Raw genomic sequence first — 20,779 nt, forward strand, 5'->3', positions numbered from 1 at the left:
ATTTACCGTAATTTATATGGTTATTCAAAAGCGAAAGTGCTCAATTATAATTTAACGAAATTTTAGCCTTAGATAAGAATAATTTACTTAACTCTATGGCTTTCTAATGACTTTTTATAAACAATATTTATCATATCAAAAAATTACTAAAGGACTAACCTATGATTTTACCTGTAATTATGGCGGGTGGCTCTGGAACCCGACTTTGGCCGTTATCACGTTTAATGTACCCTAAACAATTTATTAATATTGTTGGTGAAAACACCATGCTCCAAGATACGGTGGGCCGACTAAATAATATAGATACGTTAGCACCCAGTGTTATTTGTAATAACGAGCACCGTTTTTTAGTGGCAGAGCAATTACGAAATATCGACCAGCAAGGTAGCATTATTTTAGAGCCAGAGGGTAAAAATACCGCCCCGGCTATAGCGCTTGCGGCACTCAATGCACAAACTCAACATGAAGATCCTTTATTATTAGTTTTAGCTGCGGATCATGTTATTCAAGATGTCGCTGCATTTGAAAGTGCAGTTGCGCAAGCTCAAGTTTTAGCCGAGCAGGGCGCGCTAGTGACCTTTGGTATTGTGGCAAAAACACCAGAAACCGGTTATGGCTATATTCGCCGCGGTGACTCTCAGCAACAAGGGGGTTATCAAGTGCAGGAGTTTGTAGAAAAGCCTAATTTAGAAACGGCACAAAATTATGTTAATAGCGGCGAATACTATTGGAACAGTGGTATGTTTTTATTTAAAGCAAGCCGCTATTTAGAAGAGCTTGAAGCGCATTTCCCTGAAATTTTGAGTGCCTGTCAAAAAAGTATGCAGAACACTCACCAAGATTTAGATTTTATTCGCATTGATGCAGAGGCATTTGCCCAATGTCCGAGCGAGTCGATTGATTATGCGGTAATGGAAAAAACCGATAAAGCCATGGTAGTACCTTTAGATGCAGGTTGGAGTGATATTGGCTCATGGTCGGCAATTTGGGATGTGAGTGAAAAAGATGCGCATGGTAATCGCACGCTAGGCGATGTTGTTACGCATAATGCACACAATTGTTTAGTGCATGCAGAAGAGCGCTTAGTGACGGTTCTCGGTCTCGATGATGTGGTTGTGGTTGATACTAAAGACGCCTTGTTGGTTGCTAGTAAAGAGCAGGTTCAAGATGTTAAAAAGATTGTTGAAAAACTCAAATCACAAGATCGTGAAGAATGGAAAATTCACCGCGAGGTTTACCGTCCTTGGGGAAAATACGATTCTATCGATCACGGCGATCGTTACCAAGTAAAGCGTATTACGGTTAAGCCGGGCGCTAAGCTCAGTGTCCAAAAGCATCATCATAGAGCAGAACATTGGGTGGTGGTTTCTGGTACTGCGAGTGTGACCAATGGCGATAAAACCTTTTTAGTTTCAGAAAATGAATCGACTTATATTCCATTAGGACAAATTCACGCCCTTGAAAATCCTGGTAAAGTACCTTTAGAGTTAATCGAAGTGCAAACAGGTTCTTATTTGGGTGAAGATGATATTGTCAGGCTAGAAGATAATTATGGTCGAGCATAACTCGATCAAAGCGTGACTTAAACTGCCAGACTAGTTAAATTTAGTTCTGGCATTTTTTTTTCTATTTTAGATAAAGTGAAGTTAATCAATGAAAGTAGTGATTCCAGTAGCAGGGTTAGGTACTAGGCTGTTGCCTGCAACAAAGGCAATACCTAAAGAGATGTTGCCAATAGTTGATAAACCTTTAATACAATATATTGTTAATGAATGTGCTGCTGCGGGCTTAACTGAAATTATATTAGTGACTCATTCGTCTAAAAACTCGATAGAAAACCATTTTGATACTTCCTTTGAATTAGAAACAACGCTGGAGAAAAGAGTTAAAAGGCAGTTGCTAGATGAAATTCAAGCGATTTGTCCTAAAGGGGTAACTATTATGCATGTTCGCCAAGGTGAAGCAAAAGGCCTTGGCCATGCTATTTCTATCGCTCGCCCGCTGGTAGGAGATAATCCTTTTGTTGTGGTATTGCCCGATGTAATTATAGATGATGCTTCATGTGATTTACGCAAAGATAATTTAGCCGCAATGTTAAAGCGTTTTAAAGAAAATAACGCTTCACAAATAATGGTAGAGCCAGTTCCTTTGGAGTTGGTCTCTCAATATGGCGTTGTGGATTGTAACGACATTAAATTAAATCCTGGTGAGTCAAAAAGTATGACTCGTGTTGTGGAAAAACCGGTGAAGGGAGAGGCTCCATCTAACCTAGCGGTTGTTGGTCGGTATGTTTTGTCAAAAAACATTTGGCCATTGTTAGAGAATATTAAACCCGGAAAAGGCGATGAAATACAGTTAACAGACGCAATAGATATGTTGATGAAAAATGAGCCCGTTGAAGCATTTCATATTGTAGGAAAGTCTCACGATTGTGGCTCTAAAGTTGGCTACGTTAAAGCTGTTTTAGAATATGCACTGCGTCATCCGGAAACGGGCGATGAAGTTAAAAACTTGCTTAAATCATTAGAGTACTAACAATGTCTACTCAGATAGATAGAAGTGAAGAGTGGAAAACATTAAGCAACACATCCGATAAGCTTTCGGCTACTTCCTTGTCTTTGCTACTGAATGACAAGGAGCGCGTGGATGCTTTAACTTTTAGTTTTGATCAGTTAATTGTCGATTTTTCTAAGCAAAAAGTAACCCAAACTGTACTTGCACAGCTGTTGTCGCTAGCAAATCAAAGCGAACTTAAGTTAAAAATAAAAAAAATGCTGAGCGGTGAAACCGTTAATGTAAGTGAAAATAAGCCGGCGTTACACTCTGCACTAAGACTGCCCGCTAACAATAGTTTATATCTTCATGATAAAGATATTTCTATTGATGTTCAGAGCGCTTTATTAAGTATGGAGCATTTAATTCAGAAAATAACTTCATCTAATTGGATGGGCGTTACTGATAAACCAATGACAGATGTGGTTAATATTGGTGTTGGCGGATCTGATATAGGTGTACTTTTAGGTTGCAGTGCTCTAGATGAATTCTCAGAAGAAAGTCATTTAAATTTTCACTTTGTGTCTGCTATGGATGGTTCTCATTTAGAAAAACTGTTTAAAAGACTTAATCCTGAAACAACCCTTTTTGTTGTTGTTTCTAAATCATTTACTACTGCAGATACACTTGCTAATGCCGAGTCAGCTAGAAGCTGGTTGCGGTCTTCACACGCTTGTGAAAAGGAAATAATGCAAAAGCATTTTATTGGAATTTCTGCCAGTGCTACCCGCATGTCTAACTGGGGAATAGTGGCCTCTAATCAATTGCCGGTGTGGGATTGGGTAGGAGGGCGCTTTTCCATCTGGTCATGTGCTGGCTTTGTGCTCGCGCTAAAAATAGGCATGCGCAGATTTAGAGAAATGCTTAATGGTGCCCACGCAATGGATAATCACTTTGCTTCTGCACCCTTAGAATCTAATTTACCTGTGTTGCTTGGTTTAATTAGTATTTGGAATGTAAATTTTCAACAAATTAATACCCACGCAGTATTGCCTTATGATGCTCGCTTACGCTTTTTGCCAACATTTTTAAGTCAGCTAGAAATGGAAAGTAATGGCAAGCAATTTGATCAATCTGGTGAAAGTATTAATTTTTTAACTTCGCCCATTTTAATGGGGCAAGTTGGCTCAAATGCTCAGCATACTTTTTACCAATTATTACATCAAGGAAAGGTAAAGCTGAGTAGTGATTTTATAATACCGATAAAACGTTTATCGACAAGAGCTCACGTGAGCTCCGCTCAGAAAGAACTGCTTGATAAGCAGCATTTGTTAACTCTTGCGAACTGCTTAGCTCAGTCTGGAGCTTTAGCTATGGGTAACACTTCTCGCCCGGAACAGTCTTCAATGTTGAATAATGCGCAGTACAAGACTTGTTATGGCGGACATCCTTCAACAACTATTTTATTGCGAGAGTTAACTCCCTATAGTTTAGGTCAGTTGATTGCACTTTATGAGCACAAGGTTTTCGCCATGGCTTCTGTGTGGGATATAAACCCTTTTGATCAGTGGGGAGTAGAGTTAGGAAAATCTATGTCTAATGATTTATTTTCTGCAATGAAGTCAAACGAGGATTTAGAAAATTTTGATCTTTCTACTCAAAAAATAATCAAATTGTTGAGAGAAAATCGCTGATTCACAATGTGAAAAACTTAAATTTTGATAGCTGCAGCCTCATTTAGAAAGAGCCTATCAAAGTCAATTCCTAATGAAAAATTAAACGCGCTAACAACTAAGGTAAAAAAATGAAAGCACTGACTTGCTTTAAAGCTTACGACATTCGAGGCAAACTTGGAGAAGAGCTCAACACGGAAATAGCTTATGCCATAGGACGAGCTTTCGCGGAATTTATCCAGCCCGACTCAGTTGTGTTAGGTGGCGATGTGCGCGAAACCAGTGAAGAGCTTAAGCTGGCTTTAGCTGAGGGAATTATGGACGCAGGTTGTGATGTGATTGATATTGGTATGACTGGAACAGAAGAAGTTTATTTTGCTGTTCAGCATTTAGAAACCGATGGCGGGATCGAAGTCACTGCCTCTCATAACCCCATTGACTATAACGGAATGAAACCAGTAAGAGAAAAGTCTCGCCCAATTTCATCGGATTCAGGTTTGCTTGAAATTAAAAAAATGGCAGAGACAATTCTATCACAAGGCGATACGGCTAAAACTAGGACTGATGAGCGCGGCGAGCGAGTTGAAGTGTCAATTCTTGAACCCTATGTAGAGCATCTATTAACCTATATTAATTTAGACAATATAAAACCGCTAAAATTAGTCGTTAACTCTGGCAATGGTGCCGCTGGCCATGTGGTAGATGAATTTGAGCGAGTGTTTGCTGAAAAAAAGGTGCCTATAGAGTTTGTTAAAATCCATCATGAGGCCGATGCAACCTTTCCAAACGGAATACCTAACCCTATTTTAAAGCCAAACCAAACGGTAACCTCTAACGCGGTAAAAGAACATAACGCAGATTTTGGGATTGCTTGGGATGGTGATTTTGATCGCTGTTTTCTATTTGATGAAAATGGCGAATTTATAGAAGGCTATTACATTGTTGGGCTTTTAGCGGAAGCTTTTCTAGCTAAAAATAATGATAATCGAATTATTCATGATCCTCGATTAACTTGGAATACGATTGAGCTCGCAGAGAAAAGTGGTGGAACTGCTATTCAGTCTAAAACAGGCCATGCGTTTATTAAAGAAAGAATGCGTCAAGAAGATGCGGTATACGGCGGAGAAATGAGCGCGCATCATTATTTTAGAGACTTCGGTTATTGCGATAGTGGTATGATCCCTTGGCTATTAGTCGCTGAATTAGTCAGTTTAAAAAATGAGCCTTTGTCACAGTTAGTTAAAGCCAGAATACAAAAATTTCCTTCTCCGGGCGAAATTAACTTTAAGGTAACTGATACCCAAGCGACGCTAGCAAAAATTGAAGCCAATTATGCCGAAAGTGTTTTAGAAATTGACCGGACTGATGGTATTAGTATGACTTTTGAAAACTGGCGATTCAATTTACGCGCTTCTAATACCGAACCGGTAATTCGCTTAAACTTGGAAACCCGCGGAGATTTTGAGCTAATGCAAGCTAAAACCGAAGAGTTATCGGCGCTCATTACAGATTAAAGAGTGCTAACTGAGTTTTATTATTTTATTTTTTCTTATTTTCAGAAGGGAATTATTAGCTTTTAGTCCTCCTCATTTTTAAGGGGGAGCTAGAGGGGGTTAAAAGCTGAAAGGTTAAACAGTCATTCATTAGGCTAATGTTCTAGCGATTAAGTTTGTATAACCCCACCTAACCTCCCCTTGAAAAGGGGAGGGATTTAGTTACCCTTTTTTAGTGAGGATTAACTGCTTTTAGTCCTCCCCATTTTCAAGGGGGAGCTAGAGGGGGTCTAAACTTTGTTTTATTTTTTCTAAAACGCTGTCGATATTTTCCGTAATATCCAAATTGGTAAACCTTAGAACTGTTATACCAATAGATTTCAAGTAGGTATCTCTTTTATGATCTTTTTTAACCGATTCGTGATTAAAGTGGCTATCACCATCAATTTCAATCACTAACTTGTTCTCTGGACAGTAAAAATCAACTATATAGTTTCCTATGCCATGCTGGCGGCGAAACTTAAACCCTAGCTGCCTGCCTCGTATCTTGCCCCAAAGAATATTTTCTTGAAAGGTTTGTTGTTTGCGCAAAAGAGTTCTTAAAGCTTTGTATTTCTTTTTATTAAAAATCGTATTATTTTCTTTCATTTCTCGTCCTTGAATCGTATCTCTAGTGTTCTCCGTAAGAAATGATAGTGATTGATTGTTATTAATTGCAAGTATTTGTTCTCCCTCTGTAACTATCCCTTAAAATAATACAGCTTAACCGTAGAATTTTCTTTAAACTAACCTAAGAGGTTTTACACATGAGCAAACGAATGAATGAAAGCCAAATTGTGGCGATTTTAAAAGAAGCAGAAGCAGGCATGTTAGTAAAAGATATTTGCCGAAAGTACAACATCGGCAATTCAACCTTTTATAAATGGCGTGAAAAATATGGTGGCATGGAAGCGTCGGATGTAAGGCGTTTAAAAGAGTTAGAAGAAGAAAATCGTCGTCTAAAACAAATGTATGCCGACCTTAGCTTGAAGTCACAGTTACAGGAAGAAATTATAAAAAAGCTGTAGTGCCTGTTGTTGAGCGCAAAGTTTGGGCAAAAGAGTTGCAATCCACTTACACCATTAGTATTGCCCTCAGCTGTCAAATAACAGGCATGAGTCGTACCGCTTATTATTACAAACCCCAATTATCAAACGATGGTGAGATTATTGACGCACTCAATCAGCTGGTTGAAAAGCATCAACGCTGGGGCTTTCCTAAATGTTATAAGCGCCTCAGAGCTAAAGGGTATCGTTGGAATCACAAACGTGTTTACCGTATTTACACGGCAATGAAGTTAAACCTAAGGAGAAAAAATAAGAAACGACTTCCACCTCGTCAACCTGAGCCATTAGCCGTTCCTAACAAACTTGGCCAAGTTTGGTCGATGGATTTTATGAGTGACACTTTACACAATAAAGTGCGTTTTAGAACGTTTAATGTCATCGATGATTATAACCGTGAAGTGTTAGGCATTGATATTGGTACAGGCATGCCAGCGTCAAAGGTTACTCGTTATCTTGATAGATTGGCAGCTTGGCATGGTTACCCTAAAAAAGTACGAGTTGATAATGGTCCAGAGTTTACCTCGTTTGAGTTTATGCAATGGGCAAAGCGGCACAAGATCACGATTGATTACATCAAGCCAGGTTGCCCTTATCAAAATGCTTATATCGAACGGTTTAATCGTACCTATCGACATGAAGTTTTAGATTTGTATATTTTTACGAATTTACAAGAAGTGATGGATATAACCGAAAACTGGATAACGCTTTATAATACAGAAAGGCCTCATGATTCATTGAATGATATGACGCCTGTGGAATATAAATTAGCTATTTAAATTCTATGAGTGAGTTGTGCTAAGAATGGGGTATTTACACCTCTTTTCTAAGGGGCGGGATTTACAGCTTTTGCCCTCCCCCTTTTCAAGGGGGAGGGATTTAGTTACCCTTTTTTAGTGAGGATTAACTGCTTTTGTCCTCCCCATTTTTAAGGGGGAGTTAGAGGGGGTTAGGAACTTTTAGGAGTATTTAGCAGTCATTAAAAAGCCCAACTCATTAGACTTTAATTTTTTAAAAAAAAGAAAAATTATTGCCAACTATATCTAACTGACACTCTAGAAAAGTCTTTGCCAAAATTATCGCGACCTAAGTAAAGCTCGTAACGCCAAACTGCATTTTCATTATATTCCGACAACCCAAACGTTAACTCATGGCCTCTTGAGTACACAGATTCATTTGAAGGCGCTTCGCTACCCACATTTTTATTGATAAATGTTACTAGCTTGGCATCAAATGATATAAAGTCATTTATATTCTGATTAAAACGTAAACTTGTTATTTGTGAGCCTATTTTATCGGATATTGATTTTTCATTTCCCCACCAATGCCCCATCGAGCTTAAGTCATTTCGATAACCTTCCTGGTATATATGGTGTGTATACCAGGCGTTTTCGACAAGTTGATGTTCAATAAGTAGTGAAGAATTTGACGTAAGGTAGGGCAGCCAAAAACCTAAATTATATGCTTTGTTACCGAGTTTATAAGCTTTAAAATCGTTGGTGTCTTCGCCTGCTAACTCAATATATAAACTGACAGGCATTCCAACGGAAAAATCGAATTTACTTGAAACACTTGCCTGCTGGTTACCGACTTCTTTATTGCAATCTTGAAGATCAGAAGCCCCACCACAATTATCGCCGCTAACTGGATCAATGATCGCTTCCCAAAGAGCGCTTAGATTCACTTCTCTTTCTCCACCACCAAACATCATTGTTCTTGATGCCCCAAGGGTCCACCAACTCAAAGGCTGGGCACTAAAATGCATAGTCAGGAATCCTGGTTTACCTGGAAAGCGGTCATCTTCAAAACGGATGCCTTGTTGTTCTTCTAGCTTTCCAAACGACACGTCATAACGCAAATTATAATCGGTCCAAGGTGTTGGGCTACTAATATTAAAACGCGCAATCGGTTTAGCATTAGTGGATAGTAACATTGCACTTTCTTGTAATGGTGATAACCAAATTTCTTTATAGCCAATATCAATTTGGGTGTAGGGATTATTATAAGAAATATAACTATTTCTAGGCTGGATGCCGCCGCTACCGTCATAGATATTTGCGCCCAATGATAGGTTCAACGAATCATTAATAGCCCAGTACCCCGCGACGCTAGCTTGAAGATTGCTGTCTGTGGTGCGGCCGCGCTGATTGGGTAGGCTTTTGTCAGGTCGGTTGCTGTAGCTGCCTTCGATGGAAAGTTGAGTAATTTGATAATCTTTATTGTAGCGCGCTAAATAGTGTTTTATTTTTTGATAAAGCGATGGATGCGAGGCTTTAATTTTCTCTAAATAAATTTGGACCGTATTAATATGATAAGGTTTTGCCAACGCTGGCATTTGCGCAATAGTGGCTAGCTTTTCTAGCTCGAGTTCGATGAGTGGATCGCTTTTGAGCGGTAAATAATGCGCCTTGGCGTTTGCAGAAGTCGGGTTGGCGAAAGTCAGCACTGTGGCTAAAATATAAAGCGTCAATTTAATATAAAATTTCAAAGTTATTACCCAAAATTGATAGATGTAAAGTTGTTAAATGAATTCGTATTTTCTTTTAGAAGTTCTTGTATTTTACGCAAATTTTCATGCTAGCTTAAGTAAAAAGATGTAATCCGCTTTTTAGGCTGGTCAATGTTATTTTAATAGCGCCAGACCTGTTTAGCTGAAGTAATCGGTTTTAGCTGTAGTAATCGATTTTAGCTATAGCAACCTATTTATGCTGTTGTGAGGCTTTTATCAGCGTTAAGTAAAACCAGAGTCCAAATAACGAGCCCAAAAAATCTGCCAACATATCGGCATAGCTAAAGCCTCGGTTGGGTATATACAGCTGAATGATTTCAATAAAAATACCCAGCAATGCGGATAAACTCAAAACAAAATTATGACTGAGTTTGCTAAACGCAACTTTAAGCAAAAATGTAAAGCCAGCAAAGGCAATAAAGTGGAAGACTTTATCAATATGCTTAAAGCTTACGGTTTGCACTGGAGATGGGGTTAGCGTTAGATAAAGTAGTGCGATTAATACTATCCAAAATATAGCTAACCAAAGCTTGCGGTAGCTTGGCTGAGTTAAAAAGCTTAGTAATGTTTTCAATTTTCTATTAAAATATCCGTATCTAGAAGGGAGCCGGCAGATAATACCGCAATTCAAGGAATGACTAAACAGTTATTAGTAACGATTTAGACCTGTTTAACAGGATTATTAAACTTTACTAATTAAGTTATATCACCATGACAACAAATTATCTGATATTAATCCATTCTTGTGGGAATATTCCCAACTAAAATGCTTATTGCTACTGGGCTAAATAGTAAGTTAACTAGCCAAGTAAGAAGCGTTTTTTAACCATTTTATTTAATTGATGGGCGTATGCCGCTCAGCCAACAACGAGTATGGAAAACACATGAATAGTCATAGCCCCAGCGAGTATCGTGCCCATGGTGGAGAGTTAAAATCTTTATATTTGTCGCCTGAAGAATCTGTGAGCGCAAAATTAGCGGCTAAATCTCTAGTTTCTTGGGATCTTAGCCACCGCCAGATTTGTGATATAGAACTGCTGTTAAATGGTGGTTTTTCGCCTTTAGAAGGCTTTATGGGTCAGGCAGACTATGAATCAGTCCTTAAAACTATGCGTTTAAGTGATGGGACCTTATGGCCAATGCCAATCACTTTAGACGTTACTCGTGATTTTGCCGAAACAGTAAAGCTGAATGATGAAATCGCTTTACGTGACGAAGAGGGCGTGATTATCGCAATCTTAAAGGTGACAGATAAATGGAGTCCTGATAAAACTAAAGAAGCCGAGCAAGTGTTTGGCTCAGCCGACTTAGCGCACCCAGCAGTTCACTATCTTTTTAATCAAGCCGGTGAGGTGTATTTAGGCGGTAAACTTAAAGGGCTATCTACGCCTAGTCATTATGATTTTAAAATTCTCAGAGACAGCCCTGCGGAATTACAAGATAAATTTAAAAAGGCGGGTTGGAATAAAGTAGTTGCATTTCAAACTAGAAATCCAATGCACAGGGCTCATCAAGAATTAACCTTTAGAGCAGCCAAGCAAGTTGAAGCCAACCTATTAATTCAGCCAGTTGTTGGAATGACCAAACCAGGTGATATTGATCACTTTAGTCGGGTGCGTTGTTATGAGCATTTGGTTAAGCAATATCCAGAACAAACAACCATGTTGAGCTTGTTACCATTAGCAATGCGCATGGGCGGGCCGAGAGAAGCGGTATGGCATGCCATTATTCGTAAAAACTACGGCTGTACACACTTTATTGTAGGGCGAGATCACGCCGGGCCAGGTAAAGATAGCCAAGGCGAAGATTTTTATGGGCCTTATGATGCACAAGATTTAATGAATGAGTTTAAAGATGAACTAGGGATTGAAATGGTGCCATTTCAATTGATGGTTTATGTTGAAGACAAGGCAGAATACCAACCAATAGATAGCGTTAAAGAAGGTGAGAACGTGCTTAATATATCTGGTACAGAGTTTAGACGGCGTTTAGCTGAAGGCCTAGACATACCCGATTGGTTTTCTTATCCAGAAGTTGTGGCTGAGTTGCGTAAACGCTATCCGGCAAAACATAAGCAAGGGTTATCTATCTTTTTCACCGGTCTTTCAGGTTCAGGTAAGTCAACAATTGCCAATGCCTTGCTAAATAAATTAATGGAACTCGGCGATCGAGCGATTACTTTGCTAGACGGCGATGTGGTGCGCAAAAACTTATCCAGTGAATTAGGTTTTTCTAAAGAACATAGAAATTTAAATATTCTTAGAATTGGATATGTCGCTAGCGAAATTACTAAAAATGGTGGGATCGCAATTTGTGCCCCCATAGCACCTTATGCTGCAACTCGACGAGAAGTTAGGCAAATGATAAACGAAGTCGGTGGCTTTATTGAAGTTCATGTGGCTACTAGTTTAGAAGTTTGTGAGTCGAGAGATAGAAAAGGGCTATATGCGAAGGCTAGAGAAGGGATTATTAAAGAGTTTACGGGGATTAGTGATCCTTATGAAGTGCCGGAGAATCCGGAGCTTGTTATTGATACGGCTGATTGTACGCCAGATGAAGCGGCGCACCGTATTATTCTTAAGTTAGAAAATATGGGATATATAAAGTAGAAGAAAGCGGGCTCTGTTGAGCCCGTAATTGGTTTTGTTAGTTTACTATAAACTGTATATGCCGCTATCTTAAGTTTTAGTATATCCCGGTTTCGCAGCGCTAAAGCTCGCAGTAAAGCGTTTTGCAGCGCTAAAGCTTACCTGCGGCAGTTTTTTGCTCCTGCAAAAACTGCATACCAGCCATCCTTGGCTATAAGTTACTTTTTTCAAGAGCTAAAAAAGTAACCAAAAAAGCCCGTCGCTCAGTCCGCTGGCACAGCGCGATTGAGTTGGTCTTTAAAGGGGCGGCTTTATATTTGCGCCATCATACGTCGTGGAATATAGGCATTTACAACCCAACCCCCAAAATATTACTAAAAGGCTGTTTGCTTTTTATTTTCCGTGGCCGCTGATAACAGGCTACAAATACTAAAACTTTCTTTGCTTTACAAGCGCTTATTAGCTATTATCCGCGCAATAGTCACGTTAAAATTTGGCGAAGCTATTGCTGCATTGAGTTTATGCTGCAATTAGCAGGCTAAAAGCACCTAAAATGGTGCTTTTACTTCTTTAGCGTAGGGAATAATAAGTGATACCGCAATTTGAGCCGGTTATTTCTAAATAAACACTTAAATCAATACAAAAGGTTAAACAAAAGCAATGCCGGTAATTACGCTTCCTGATGGTAGTCAAAGAGAATTCGAAAACGCAGTCACTGTGCACGATGTTGCAGCAGATATTGGCCCTGGTTTAGCTAAAGCTGCGCTCGCCGGGCGTGTTAATGGCGAGTTAGTTGATACCAGTTATACTATTGAAAACAATGCAGAATTAGCATTAATTACTGAAAGAGATGAAGAGGGCTTAGAGGTTATTCGGCACTCTTGCGCACATTTATTAGCTCAGGCTACTCAAGCTGTTTTTCCAGAAGCTCAGGTGACTATTGGGCCTGTAATTGATAACGGCTTTTACTATGACTTCGCATTTTCGCGTCCTTTTACCCCTGATGATTTAGTTAAAATTGAAGCCAAAATGGAAGAGCTTGCAAAACAAGACTTGCAAGTTGAGCGTACGACAATGTTGCGTGAAGATGCGATAGAGTTCTTTAAAGCAAAGGGCGAAGAATATAAAGCAGAGATTATTTCAAGCATTCCCGCTGGCGAAACGATTTCATTGTATCGTCAAGGTGACTTTATCGATCTCTGTCGTGGACCGCATGTACCAAGTACCGGCAAGATAAAAGCATTTAAACTAATGAAGTTAGCTGGTGCCTATTGGCGCGGTGATTCTAACAATGAAATGCTGCAACGTATTTACGGCACGGCTTGGACTAATAAGAAAGAATTAAAGAAATATTTACACCGCTTGGAAGAAGCTGAAAAGCGCGATCATCGTAAAATTGGTAAGGCCCTTGAGTTATTTCATTTCCAAGAAGATGCACCAGGAATGGTGTTTTGGCATCATGATGGCTGGACTATTTTTAAAGAATTAGAAGCATACATTCGTCAAGTTTTAAAAGATACTGACTACCAAGAAGTGAAAGCGCCGCAAATAATGGATAGGAGCTTATGGGAGAAGTCGGGTCATTGGGATAAATATCACGACGATATGTTCACTACCGAGTCAGAAAATCGGACCTATGCAGTTAAGCCAATGAATTGCCCTGGTCATATTCAAATATTTAATCAGGGGCTTAAGTCTTACCGTGATTTGCCACTAAGAATGGCTGAGTTTGGTTCTTGTCATAGAAATGAGCCTTCGGGCGCTTTGCACGGCTTAATGCGAGTACGTGCCTTTACTCAAGATGACGCGCATATATTTTGTACTGAAAACCAAATCCAAGACGAAGTTGCTGCATTAATAGACGTGATCTATCAGGTTTATGCGGATTTTGGTTTTACTAATATTGAAATAAAGCTGTCTACTCGTCCTGAAAAACGAGTGGGTTCCGACGAAGTTTGGGATCAAGCTGAAAAGGCGCTAGAAGAAGCGTTGAAGTCAAAGAATATAGAGTTTGAGTTACAGCCGGGTGAAGGCGCATTTTACGGCCCTAAAATTGAATTTTCTTTACGCGACTGTTTAGACCGAGTATGGCAATGTGGCACAGTGCAGCTTGATTTTTCAATGCCAGAGCGATTAAGTGCAGAGTTTGTTGATGAAGACGGTTCTAAGAAAACGCCGGTCATGATTCATCGAGCAATTTTAGGCTCGTTAGAGCGATTTATTGGAATTTTAATAGAAGAGTACGCTGGTAAATTTCCACCTTGGTTGGCACCTAATCAAGCAGTTTTTCTTAATATTACGGACAAACAAGCCGAATATGTGCAAAAAAGTGTGAAATATTTGAATTCTAAGGGATTTAGAGCCATTCAGGACTTGAGAAACGAGAAGATCGGCTTTAAAATTCGCCAGCATACTTTGCAGCGTGTTCCTTATATGCTGGTGGCAGGTGATAAAGAAGTGGAAAGTGGCACTTTCTCTGTCAGAACTCGCGGCGGTAAGGATTTAGGCAATATGAGTGTCGAGCAGTTTGCTGAACTGCTTCAGTCTGGTGTTGAGCAAAAAGGCCAATATCAAGAAGAAACCAAAAAATAGCGTTAAATAGGCGGACAAGATTTTGCCTACCAGGTAGCGAACAGTTGTAAAATATGACCAACTGATTCAACTATTTGAATAGATTAGTTTATACTGAGAACAAGGTTAATCAAAAATACACACAGATTAACGAAAAAGATTAAACGGTTAGTCTCTCGCTTGAGCTAATAAATAACCAAAATAAGCGTTGATTAGCAATTTTTAACTTGAAAGAGGAACATTAACATTAAAAAACCAAGACCAAAAGCGGGCCAAAAAGAGCAACGCGCAAGTATTAACGAAGAGATTTCTGCACCACAAGTTCGACTTATAGGACCAGAAGGTGAAGCCATTGGAGTCGTTTCATTAAGAGAAGCGCAGCAGGCCGCAGATGATGCACAGTTAGATTTGGTTGAGATTTCTCCGGGTGCTGAGCCGCCTGTGTGTAAAATCATGAATTATGGTAAGTTTATTTTTGAGCAGAAAAAAGCCAAAGCGGCAGCCAAAAAGAAACAAACAATCGTCCATGTTAAAGAAATTAAGTTCCGTCCGGGAACTGATATTGGCGATTACAATGTTAAGTTAAGAAAATTACAGGACTTTTTGAGCGACGGTGATAAAACTAAAATCACGGTAAGATTTCGCGGTAGAGAAATGGCTCATAAAGAACTTGGCATGGATATCATGAAGCGAGTTGAAAAAGACTTAGCTGAATTGGGTGATGTTGAGTCAAGACCAAAATTAGAAGGGCGTCAAATGATGATGGTGATTGCCCCTAAAAAGAAAAAATAGTTAACCCATTATAGGGTAACTATTTGGCTTTGCTGGGTTTTTGGCAACCTTGTAGAGTCTGGTGAGATAGCTTAATTGTTAAGCTATCTTTTTTGTTAAGCACTGTTAGGTAACCAACGGTATAGTTTTGAATACTTTTGATATTAATCAATCGCGTTCAATACAAAATACGACCTGCAGATGATAATTGGAGTAAAAAAGCAATGCCAAAAATTAAATCCGATAGCGGCGCTGCAAAGCGTTTCAAAAAAACCGGAAAAGGTGGTTTCAAGCATGCTCAATCGCATCGTCGCCACATTCTTACTAAAAAGAGCACTAAGCGGAAGCGTCATTTACGTGGTATGGAAATGGTTGCACCTGCAGATGTTGAACAGCTGAATCGTCAGCTTCCTTACGCGTAAGAATGGGAGAGTAAAAGATGCCAAGAGTAAAACGTGGTGTAACAGCCCATAAGCGTCATAAGAAAGTCTTAAAAGCAGCCAAAGGTTATTACGGAGCTCGTAGCCGAGTATTCCGCGTAGCAAAACAAGCTGTGACTAAAGCCGCTCAATATGCTTACCGTGACCGCCGTCAGCGTAAACGTCAGTTCCGCGCATTGTGGATCCAACGAATTAATGCTGAAGCACGTGTTAACGGAATGTCATACAGCCAATTTATTAACGGTATGAAGAAAGCGTCTATCGCTATCGACCGTAAAATTTTGGCAGACATTGCTGTTTTCGACAAAGCTGCATTTGCTGCTTTAGTTGAAAAAGCGAAAGCTGCGCTTGCTTAAGCACCGAATGATTGACAGTTTTATCTAACTTTTAGTTGATAAGCTGACAGCCAGTCGTTAAAGGGAAGGGCGCAGGTCCTTCCCTTTTTTTATGCGCTGTGAACTCAGTTGCATGAGTAGTTTTAAAGTGTGCTTAAATACCTAGGCAATAGAACTTATATCAATCAAATGATTGATATAAGTTTTAAACAAACAAGATTCTACAATGAGAGTTAGCTCGCTAATTGTAGTATTGGATTATTAAAAAAACACCAAGCTAAGTCCTTAGGGCTAGAGATAATTGGATTGATTTAAATGTCGAACAAAATAGATGAATTACTACAAAGAGGTTTGGGCGTTGTTGCTCAGGCAAATGACTTGTCTCAACTAGAGGCTGCTAAGGTAGAGTTTTTAGGAAAAAAGGGTGAGCTTACCCAGCAATTAAAATCCTTAGGCTCATTACCCGCAGAAGAAAGACCCCTTGCTGGTGCTGCGATTAATAAAGCCAAAAAAACGATTCAAAATGCAATAGACAGTCAAAAAATTAAGTTTGAACAAGCGGCTATAGAGTCACAGCTTTCCAATGAGTCAATCGATGTGACTTTAGCTGGTCGAAATGCTCAAATGGGCGGTATTCATCCTGTTAACCGAACTTTGGAACGTATAGTTAATTACTTCGCGCAAATTGGTTTTGGCGTTGAAGAAGGGCCTGAAGTTGAAGATGATTTTCATAACTTTGAAGCACTAAACATTCCTGGTCATCACCCTGCAAGAGCCATGCATGATACTTTTTATTTTGCCAATGGTGATCTTTTAAGAACACATACATCGCCTGTGCAAATTAGAACCTTAGAAAAAAAGCAGCCACCGGTAAGAATAATTGCTCCAGGGCGAGTTTATCGGTGTGACTCCGACTTAACCCATACGCCTATGTTCCATCAGGTAGAAGGGTTGCTTGTAGATAGAGACACTTCGTTTGCGGATTTAAAAGGAGTGCTAGACGAGTTTTTAAAACACTTTTTCGAGAACGACAATTTAGCGGTTCGGTTTAGACCTTCTTATTTTCCATTTACTGAACCTTCAGCAGAAGTAGATATCGAATGCGTTATGTGCGCCGGAAAAGGCTGTCGAGTATGTAGTCATACCGGCTGGTTAGAAATATTAGGTTCGGGCATGGTACATCCTAAAGTTTTAGAGTCGGCAGGCATTGATAGCGAAGAGTTTACCGGTTATGCCTTTGGTATGGGGGTAGAGCGTATGACTATGTTACGTTATGGCGTAAATGATTTGCGATTATTTTTTGATAACGACTTACGGTTCTTACGCCAATTTAATTAACTTAAATTGCGCTAAAACTACCTAGCATTTAGTTTGCTAAAAAAACGTTATAACAAACATTGAAAGTATTAAACCGCCGTAAATTAAAGGCGAAACTGATTGGAAAATAAGTAATGAAAATTAGTGAAAACTGGTTAAGAACTTGGGTCAATCCAAGTATTTCAACGGAACAACTTGTTTCAACTTTAACCATGGCTGGGCTAGAAGTTGACGGCGTGGAAACTCTTGGCGCTGATTTAGCCGGCGTATTAGTTGGCGAAATTGTTGAGGCAAGCCGTCACCCAGAAGCAGACAAACTACAAGTGTGCAGTGTTGATGTGGGCGCTGAGGATAAACTACAAATTATATGTGGTGCGCCTAACGCAAGAGTTGGGATTAAAGTTGCTGTGGCAACTATAGGGTGTATTTTACCGGGCGACTTTAAAATTAAAAAAGCCAAATTAAGAGGTGTACACTCGTTTGGAATGTTGTGCTCAGGTAAAGAGTTGCAAATTTCTGACGATCATGAAGGCATTATGGAACTTGCTCAAGACGCTGTTGTTGGCAGTGAACTAGTTGATCATTTGGGCCTTAAAGACAATGCAATTGATATTGACTTAACACCTAATCGCGGTGACTGTTTAGGGGTTAAAGGCGTTGCTTATGAAGTTGGCGTGTTAACTCAAACCGCTCTTAACCCAATAGAAATTAAACCGATTAAAGCACAAATTGAAGATACCATAAAAGTCAATTTATCTGCACCGCAGGCAAACCCACGCTTTGTTGCGCGAGTTATAAAAGGGGTTAATGTTAAAGCTGAAACTCCAGACTGGATGAAAGCTCGACTATTAGCATCAGATATTCGAAGTATTGATCCAGTGGTAGATGTGACTAATTATGTGATGTTAGAGCTGGGTCACCCAATGCATGCGTTTGACCGCAAAAATATTGCCGATGAAATAGAAGTACGTTTTGCCAAAGCCGGTGAAAAGTTAGTGTTATTAGATGAGCAAGAACTAGTCTTAAATGACGATACTCTTGTCGTTGCTGATAAACAAAAAGCGTTGTCTTTAGCTGGCATTATGGGCGGTAAGTTTTCAGGAATAAATGACTCAACAACTGAGTTAGTGTTAGAAGCTGCCCATTGGGACCCTATCCATATTGCCGGTAAAGCTCGCCAATATGGTTTGCATACAGATGCTTCGCACCGTTTTGAGCGTGGCGTTGATTACAACCTATGTGGTGAGGTCATTGAGCGCGCCACCGAGCTACTGCTAGACATTGTTGGTGGTCAGGCAGGACCTGTTGTTGATGTCATTGCGCAAGAGCACTTTCCTAAAGTAAAAACGGTGGTGCTGCGCCAAGCGCGGATTAAGCGTTTATTAGGGATTGAACTAAGTACACAACAAATTGAAGATATTTTAACTCGCTTAGGTATGCAGCTAAGTCCAATTGAAGGTGGCTGGAATGTAACTGTGCCGAGTCGTCGGTTTGACATAGCCATTGAAGCAGATCTTATCGAAGAGCTCGTGAGAGTGTATGGCTATAACCGAGTTCCAAGTAAAAAGCCGGTGAGCGAAATGAGTATGATTCGTCAGTCAGAGAAAAAGCTGACAAAACTTCAGGTAGCTAAAGCCTTGGCGACCAGAGGATATCAAGAAGCCATTACCTATTCGTTTACCGACAAAGCATCGCAGCAAAAAATTAACCCTGAAATAGAGCCGCTGGCACTGTTAAACCCTATATCTTCTGACTTAGGCGTTATGCGCAGCTCAATTTGGCCAGGACTGTTAAAAACGGTAGAACATAACTTAAAGCGTCAACATGACCAAATTAGAATTTTTGAGATGGGCTTAAAATTCGTACCAAGCGACGCTGGTTTACAGCAAACACCAGTGATCGCAGGTGCTATTGCGGGCCGTAGAACCAATGAAAATTGGGAAGCTCGTAATGAAAAGGTAGACTTTTTTGATTTAAAAGGTGATTTGGAAGCTTTATTTGCAATGACAGCTGCTGCCGAACAGTTCACTTTTGAGGCGACTACACAACATGCATTGCACCCAGGGCAAACTGCGGCTATTTTGCGTAATGGACAAAAAGTTGGTGTTATTGGCAAGCTACACCCTCAGATTCAAAAAGATTTTGACCTAGATGAAGCGGTTTTTCTATTCGAAATGGACTTAAAGAAGCTACTTTCGCGGAAATTACCAACATTTAACCCTTTATCTAAATTCCCGTCCATTCGTCGAGATATTGCGATTTTAGTGAAAGAAAGCGTGACATCTACGCAAATTGTTGATTTAATTGGACAAACGGCCAAACATTGGCTAAATAATATAGTGATATTCGACATTTATCGCGGCAAAGGAATTGAGCCGGGTTTTAAAAGCATTGCAATTGGGTTTAATTTGGAACGTTCAGATAGAACCTTTAAGGAAGCAGAGATAAATAAAACGTTAGAAAAAGTGATTTCTACGTTAACAGACAAACTGGGTGCAGTTTTGAGGGATTAGCTATGGCATTAACTAAAGCAGATATGGCAGAACGTTTATTTGAAGACCTAGGTCTTAACAAACGTGAAGCGAAAGAAATGGTAGAAGGCTTTTACGAAGAGATCCGTGATTCGTTAGCCAACAATAAACAGGTCAAGTTATCAGGTTTTGGTAACTTTGATTTAAGAGATAAAAAACAACGACCAGGAAGAAATCCTAAAACCGGTGAAGAGATTCCAATTAGTGCTCGCCGAGTGGTAACATTTCGACCCGGACAAAAACTAAAAGCCAGAGTAGAGGCCTATGCTGGAAGCGAGCAATAATAACGAGTTATTACCAATACCCGACAAGCGATATTTTACTATTGGTGAAGTAAGCGAGTTGTGTTTAGTAAAGCCACATGTACTGCGCTATTGGGAGCAAGAGTTTCCTCAATTAAAGCCAGTAAAACGTCGTGGTAACCGTCGCTACTATCAACGTGAAGACGTATTAGTCATTCGCGAAATTCGCGAATTGCTATATGATCAAGGCTTTACTATAGGCGGCGCAAGGCAGCAGCTAGAAGCAGAAGAAGCGCAAGTGAATGCCGATCCGCAGGCCATTCAAGCTGTAATAGCAGAACTTGAAGGTGTCTTAAAAATCTTACGTCATTAAGATTTAATTAAATTTCAAAATTTAAAAATAATTGTAAGCGGTCACCTAAGTATCGCTTGCAATGTATTTTAAATCAGGTAATATTCCGCCTCATTCGCATTGACCCTAATGTTTAAAAGATGCGGAAGCAATACCAAATCGGAGCGTGGCGCAGCCTGGTAGCGCACTTGCATGGGGTGCAAGTGGTCGGAGGTTCAAATCCTCTCGCTCCGACCAATCTTTTATCTTTCCAATATCGGAATATACCTAAAATCGTTTAATCACCTAGCTTTTTGCGCCCGAGCGAACAACTTCGACTAATCGACTATTAAAAACGGACAGTCAGTTTTTAGTCAATTTT

At 39.8% G+C, this 20,779-nt stretch carries 17 protein-coding genes and 1 tRNA gene; 15 read left to right on the forward strand and 3 right to left on the reverse strand.

All coding sequences use genetic code 11. The features are described from left to right. The first annotated feature begins 161 nt into the window (after positions 1-161). From ACUR5C_RS06760 to ACUR5C_RS06775, 4 genes are all read left to right on the forward strand, one after another. Positions 162-1,565, forward strand: coding sequence for a mannose-1-phosphate guanylyltransferase/mannose-6-phosphate isomerase (locus ACUR5C_RS06760; protein WP_454467595.1), 1,404 nt, complete (start codon positions 162-164; stop codon positions 1,563-1,565). A gap of 88 nt (positions 1,566-1,653) precedes the next feature. After that, positions 1,654-2,535, forward strand: a complete 882-nt coding sequence (gene galU / locus ACUR5C_RS06765; RefSeq protein ID WP_454467596.1) for a UTP--glucose-1-phosphate uridylyltransferase GalU — start codon at positions 1,654-1,656, stop codon at positions 2,533-2,535. Positions 2,536-2,537: 2 nt separating this feature from the next. Then, positions 2,538-4,187, forward strand: a complete 1,650-nt coding sequence (gene pgi / locus ACUR5C_RS06770) for a glucose-6-phosphate isomerase (protein ID WP_454467597.1) — start codon at positions 2,538-2,540, stop codon at positions 4,185-4,187. Between the two features lie 110 nt (positions 4,188-4,297). After that, positions 4,298-5,680 carry a phosphohexomutase domain-containing protein gene (locus ACUR5C_RS06775; protein WP_454467598.1) on the forward strand — a complete coding sequence of 461 codons (1,383 nt, stop codon included), beginning with the start codon at positions 4,298-4,300 and terminating at the stop codon, positions 5,678-5,680. Positions 5,681-5,938: 258 nt separating this feature from the next. On the opposite strand, the gene ACUR5C_RS06780 is transcribed toward ACUR5C_RS06775, so the two are convergent. Then, complete coding sequence (locus ACUR5C_RS06780) at positions 5,939-6,307, reverse strand: endonuclease domain-containing protein (RefSeq protein WP_454467599.1); 369 nt, start codon at positions 6,305-6,307, stop codon at positions 5,939-5,941. A gap of 158 nt (positions 6,308-6,465) precedes the next feature. Between ACUR5C_RS06780 and ACUR5C_RS06785 the strand changes: the two genes are divergently transcribed. Continuing rightward, positions 6,466-7,541 (forward strand): IS3 family transposase gene (locus tag ACUR5C_RS06785; RefSeq protein WP_454465036.1). Its coding sequence is split into 2 segments (ribosomal slippage): positions 6,466-6,715 and positions 6,715-7,541, totalling 1,077 coding nucleotides; the frame shifts between segments, so codons are not numbered across the junction. A gap of 248 nt (positions 7,542-7,789) precedes the next feature. On the opposite strand, the gene ACUR5C_RS06790 is transcribed toward ACUR5C_RS06785, so the two are convergent. Further along, positions 7,790-9,250: a capsule assembly Wzi family protein gene (locus ACUR5C_RS06790; protein WP_454467600.1), complete on the reverse strand. Its 1,461-nt coding sequence runs from the start codon at positions 9,248-9,250 to the stop codon at positions 7,790-7,792. A 211-nt stretch (positions 9,251-9,461) separates the two neighbouring features. Further along, positions 9,462-9,845 (reverse strand): VanZ family protein, encoded by a 384-nt coding sequence (locus tag ACUR5C_RS06795; RefSeq protein ID WP_454467601.1) that lies wholly within the window; start codon positions 9,843-9,845, stop codon positions 9,462-9,464. 310 nt (positions 9,846-10,155) lie between these two features. Here ACUR5C_RS06795 and ACUR5C_RS06800 point away from each other — a divergent pair, with 310 nt between their 5' ends. The 10 genes from ACUR5C_RS06800 to ACUR5C_RS06845 all read left to right on the forward strand — a co-directional run bounded on the left by ACUR5C_RS06800 (position 10,156) and on the right by ACUR5C_RS06845 (position 20,655). Next, positions 10,156-11,880: a bifunctional sulfate adenylyltransferase/adenylylsulfate kinase gene (locus ACUR5C_RS06800; protein ID WP_454467602.1), complete on the forward strand. Its 1,725-nt coding sequence runs from the start codon at positions 10,156-10,158 to the stop codon at positions 11,878-11,880. Between the two features lie 639 nt (positions 11,881-12,519). After that, entirely contained in the window at positions 12,520-14,451 is a 1,932-nt protein-coding gene (gene thrS, locus ACUR5C_RS06805) for a threonine--tRNA ligase (protein WP_454467603.1), read from the forward strand. Between the two features lie 225 nt (positions 14,452-14,676). Then, positions 14,677-15,222 (forward strand): translation initiation factor IF-3, encoded by a 546-nt coding sequence (infC, locus tag ACUR5C_RS06810; RefSeq protein ID WP_454467871.1) that lies wholly within the window; start codon positions 14,677-14,679, stop codon positions 15,220-15,222. A gap of 203 nt (positions 15,223-15,425) precedes the next feature. Beyond that, positions 15,426-15,623 (forward strand): 50S ribosomal protein L35, encoded by a 198-nt coding sequence (rpmI, locus tag ACUR5C_RS06815; RefSeq protein WP_454467604.1) that lies wholly within the window; start codon positions 15,426-15,428, stop codon positions 15,621-15,623. A gap of 17 nt (positions 15,624-15,640) precedes the next feature. After that, entirely contained in the window at positions 15,641-15,997 is a 357-nt protein-coding gene (gene rplT / locus ACUR5C_RS06820; RefSeq protein ID WP_454467605.1) for a 50S ribosomal protein L20, read from the forward strand. A 294-nt stretch (positions 15,998-16,291) separates the two neighbouring features. Beyond that, a complete protein-coding gene (gene pheS, locus ACUR5C_RS06825; RefSeq protein ID WP_454467606.1) occupies positions 16,292-17,314 on the forward strand; it encodes a phenylalanine--tRNA ligase subunit alpha in 1,023 nt (340 codons plus the stop codon). 113 nt (positions 17,315-17,427) lie between these two features. Further along, positions 17,428-19,806: a phenylalanine--tRNA ligase subunit beta gene (pheT, locus tag ACUR5C_RS06830; protein WP_454467607.1), complete on the forward strand. Its 2,379-nt coding sequence runs from the start codon at positions 17,428-17,430 to the stop codon at positions 19,804-19,806. Positions 19,807-19,808: 2 nt separating this feature from the next. Beyond that, positions 19,809-20,108: an integration host factor subunit alpha gene (ihfA, locus tag ACUR5C_RS06835; protein WP_454467608.1), complete on the forward strand. Its 300-nt coding sequence runs from the start codon at positions 19,809-19,811 to the stop codon at positions 20,106-20,108. Further along, positions 20,089-20,439 carry a MerR family transcriptional regulator gene (locus ACUR5C_RS06840; RefSeq protein ID WP_454467609.1) on the forward strand — a complete coding sequence of 117 codons (351 nt, stop codon included), beginning with the start codon at positions 20,089-20,091 and terminating at the stop codon, positions 20,437-20,439. The genes ihfA and ACUR5C_RS06840 overlap by 20 nt, the downstream gene beginning before the upstream one ends. 139 nt (positions 20,440-20,578) lie before the next feature. Then, positions 20,579-20,655 (forward strand) — tRNA-Pro (locus ACUR5C_RS06845). The last annotated feature ends 124 nt before the right edge of the window (positions 20,656-20,779 follow it).

The organism is Aliikangiella aequoris, from assembly GCF_053709105.1.

What these genes read in the sequence shown, in the direction of transcription:
- ACUR5C_RS06760 (WP_454467595.1), top strand. Translation starts at nt 162, where the DNA reads ATGATTTTACCTGTAATTATGGCGGGTGGCTCTGGAACCCGACTTTGG.
- galU (WP_454467596.1), top strand. Translation starts at nt 1,654, where the DNA reads ATGAAAGTAGTGATTCCAGTAGCAGGGTTAGGTACTAGGCTGTTGCCT.
- pgi (WP_454467597.1), top strand. Translation starts at nt 2,538, where the DNA reads ATGTCTACTCAGATAGATAGAAGTGAAGAGTGGAAAACATTAAGCAAC.
- ACUR5C_RS06775 (WP_454467598.1), top strand. Translation starts at nt 4,298, where the DNA reads ATGAAAGCACTGACTTGCTTTAAAGCTTACGACATTCGAGGCAAACTT.
- ACUR5C_RS06780 (WP_454467599.1), bottom strand. Translation starts at nt 6,307, where the DNA reads ATGAAAGAAAATAATACGATTTTTAATAAAAAGAAATACAAAGCTTTA.
- ACUR5C_RS06800 (WP_454467602.1), top strand. Translation starts at nt 10,156, where the DNA reads ATGAATAGTCATAGCCCCAGCGAGTATCGTGCCCATGGTGGAGAGTTA.
- thrS (WP_454467603.1), top strand. Translation starts at nt 12,520, where the DNA reads ATGCCGGTAATTACGCTTCCTGATGGTAGTCAAAGAGAATTCGAAAAC.
- rpmI (WP_454467604.1), top strand. Translation starts at nt 15,426, where the DNA reads ATGCCAAAAATTAAATCCGATAGCGGCGCTGCAAAGCGTTTCAAAAAA.
- rplT (WP_454467605.1), top strand. Translation starts at nt 15,641, where the DNA reads ATGCCAAGAGTAAAACGTGGTGTAACAGCCCATAAGCGTCATAAGAAA.
- pheS (WP_454467606.1), top strand. Translation starts at nt 16,292, where the DNA reads ATGTCGAACAAAATAGATGAATTACTACAAAGAGGTTTGGGCGTTGTT.
- pheT (WP_454467607.1), top strand. Translation starts at nt 17,428, where the DNA reads ATGAAAATTAGTGAAAACTGGTTAAGAACTTGGGTCAATCCAAGTATT.
- ihfA (WP_454467608.1), top strand. Translation starts at nt 19,809, where the DNA reads ATGGCATTAACTAAAGCAGATATGGCAGAACGTTTATTTGAAGACCTA.
- ACUR5C_RS06840 (WP_454467609.1), top strand. Translation starts at nt 20,089, where the DNA reads ATGCTGGAAGCGAGCAATAATAACGAGTTATTACCAATACCCGACAAG.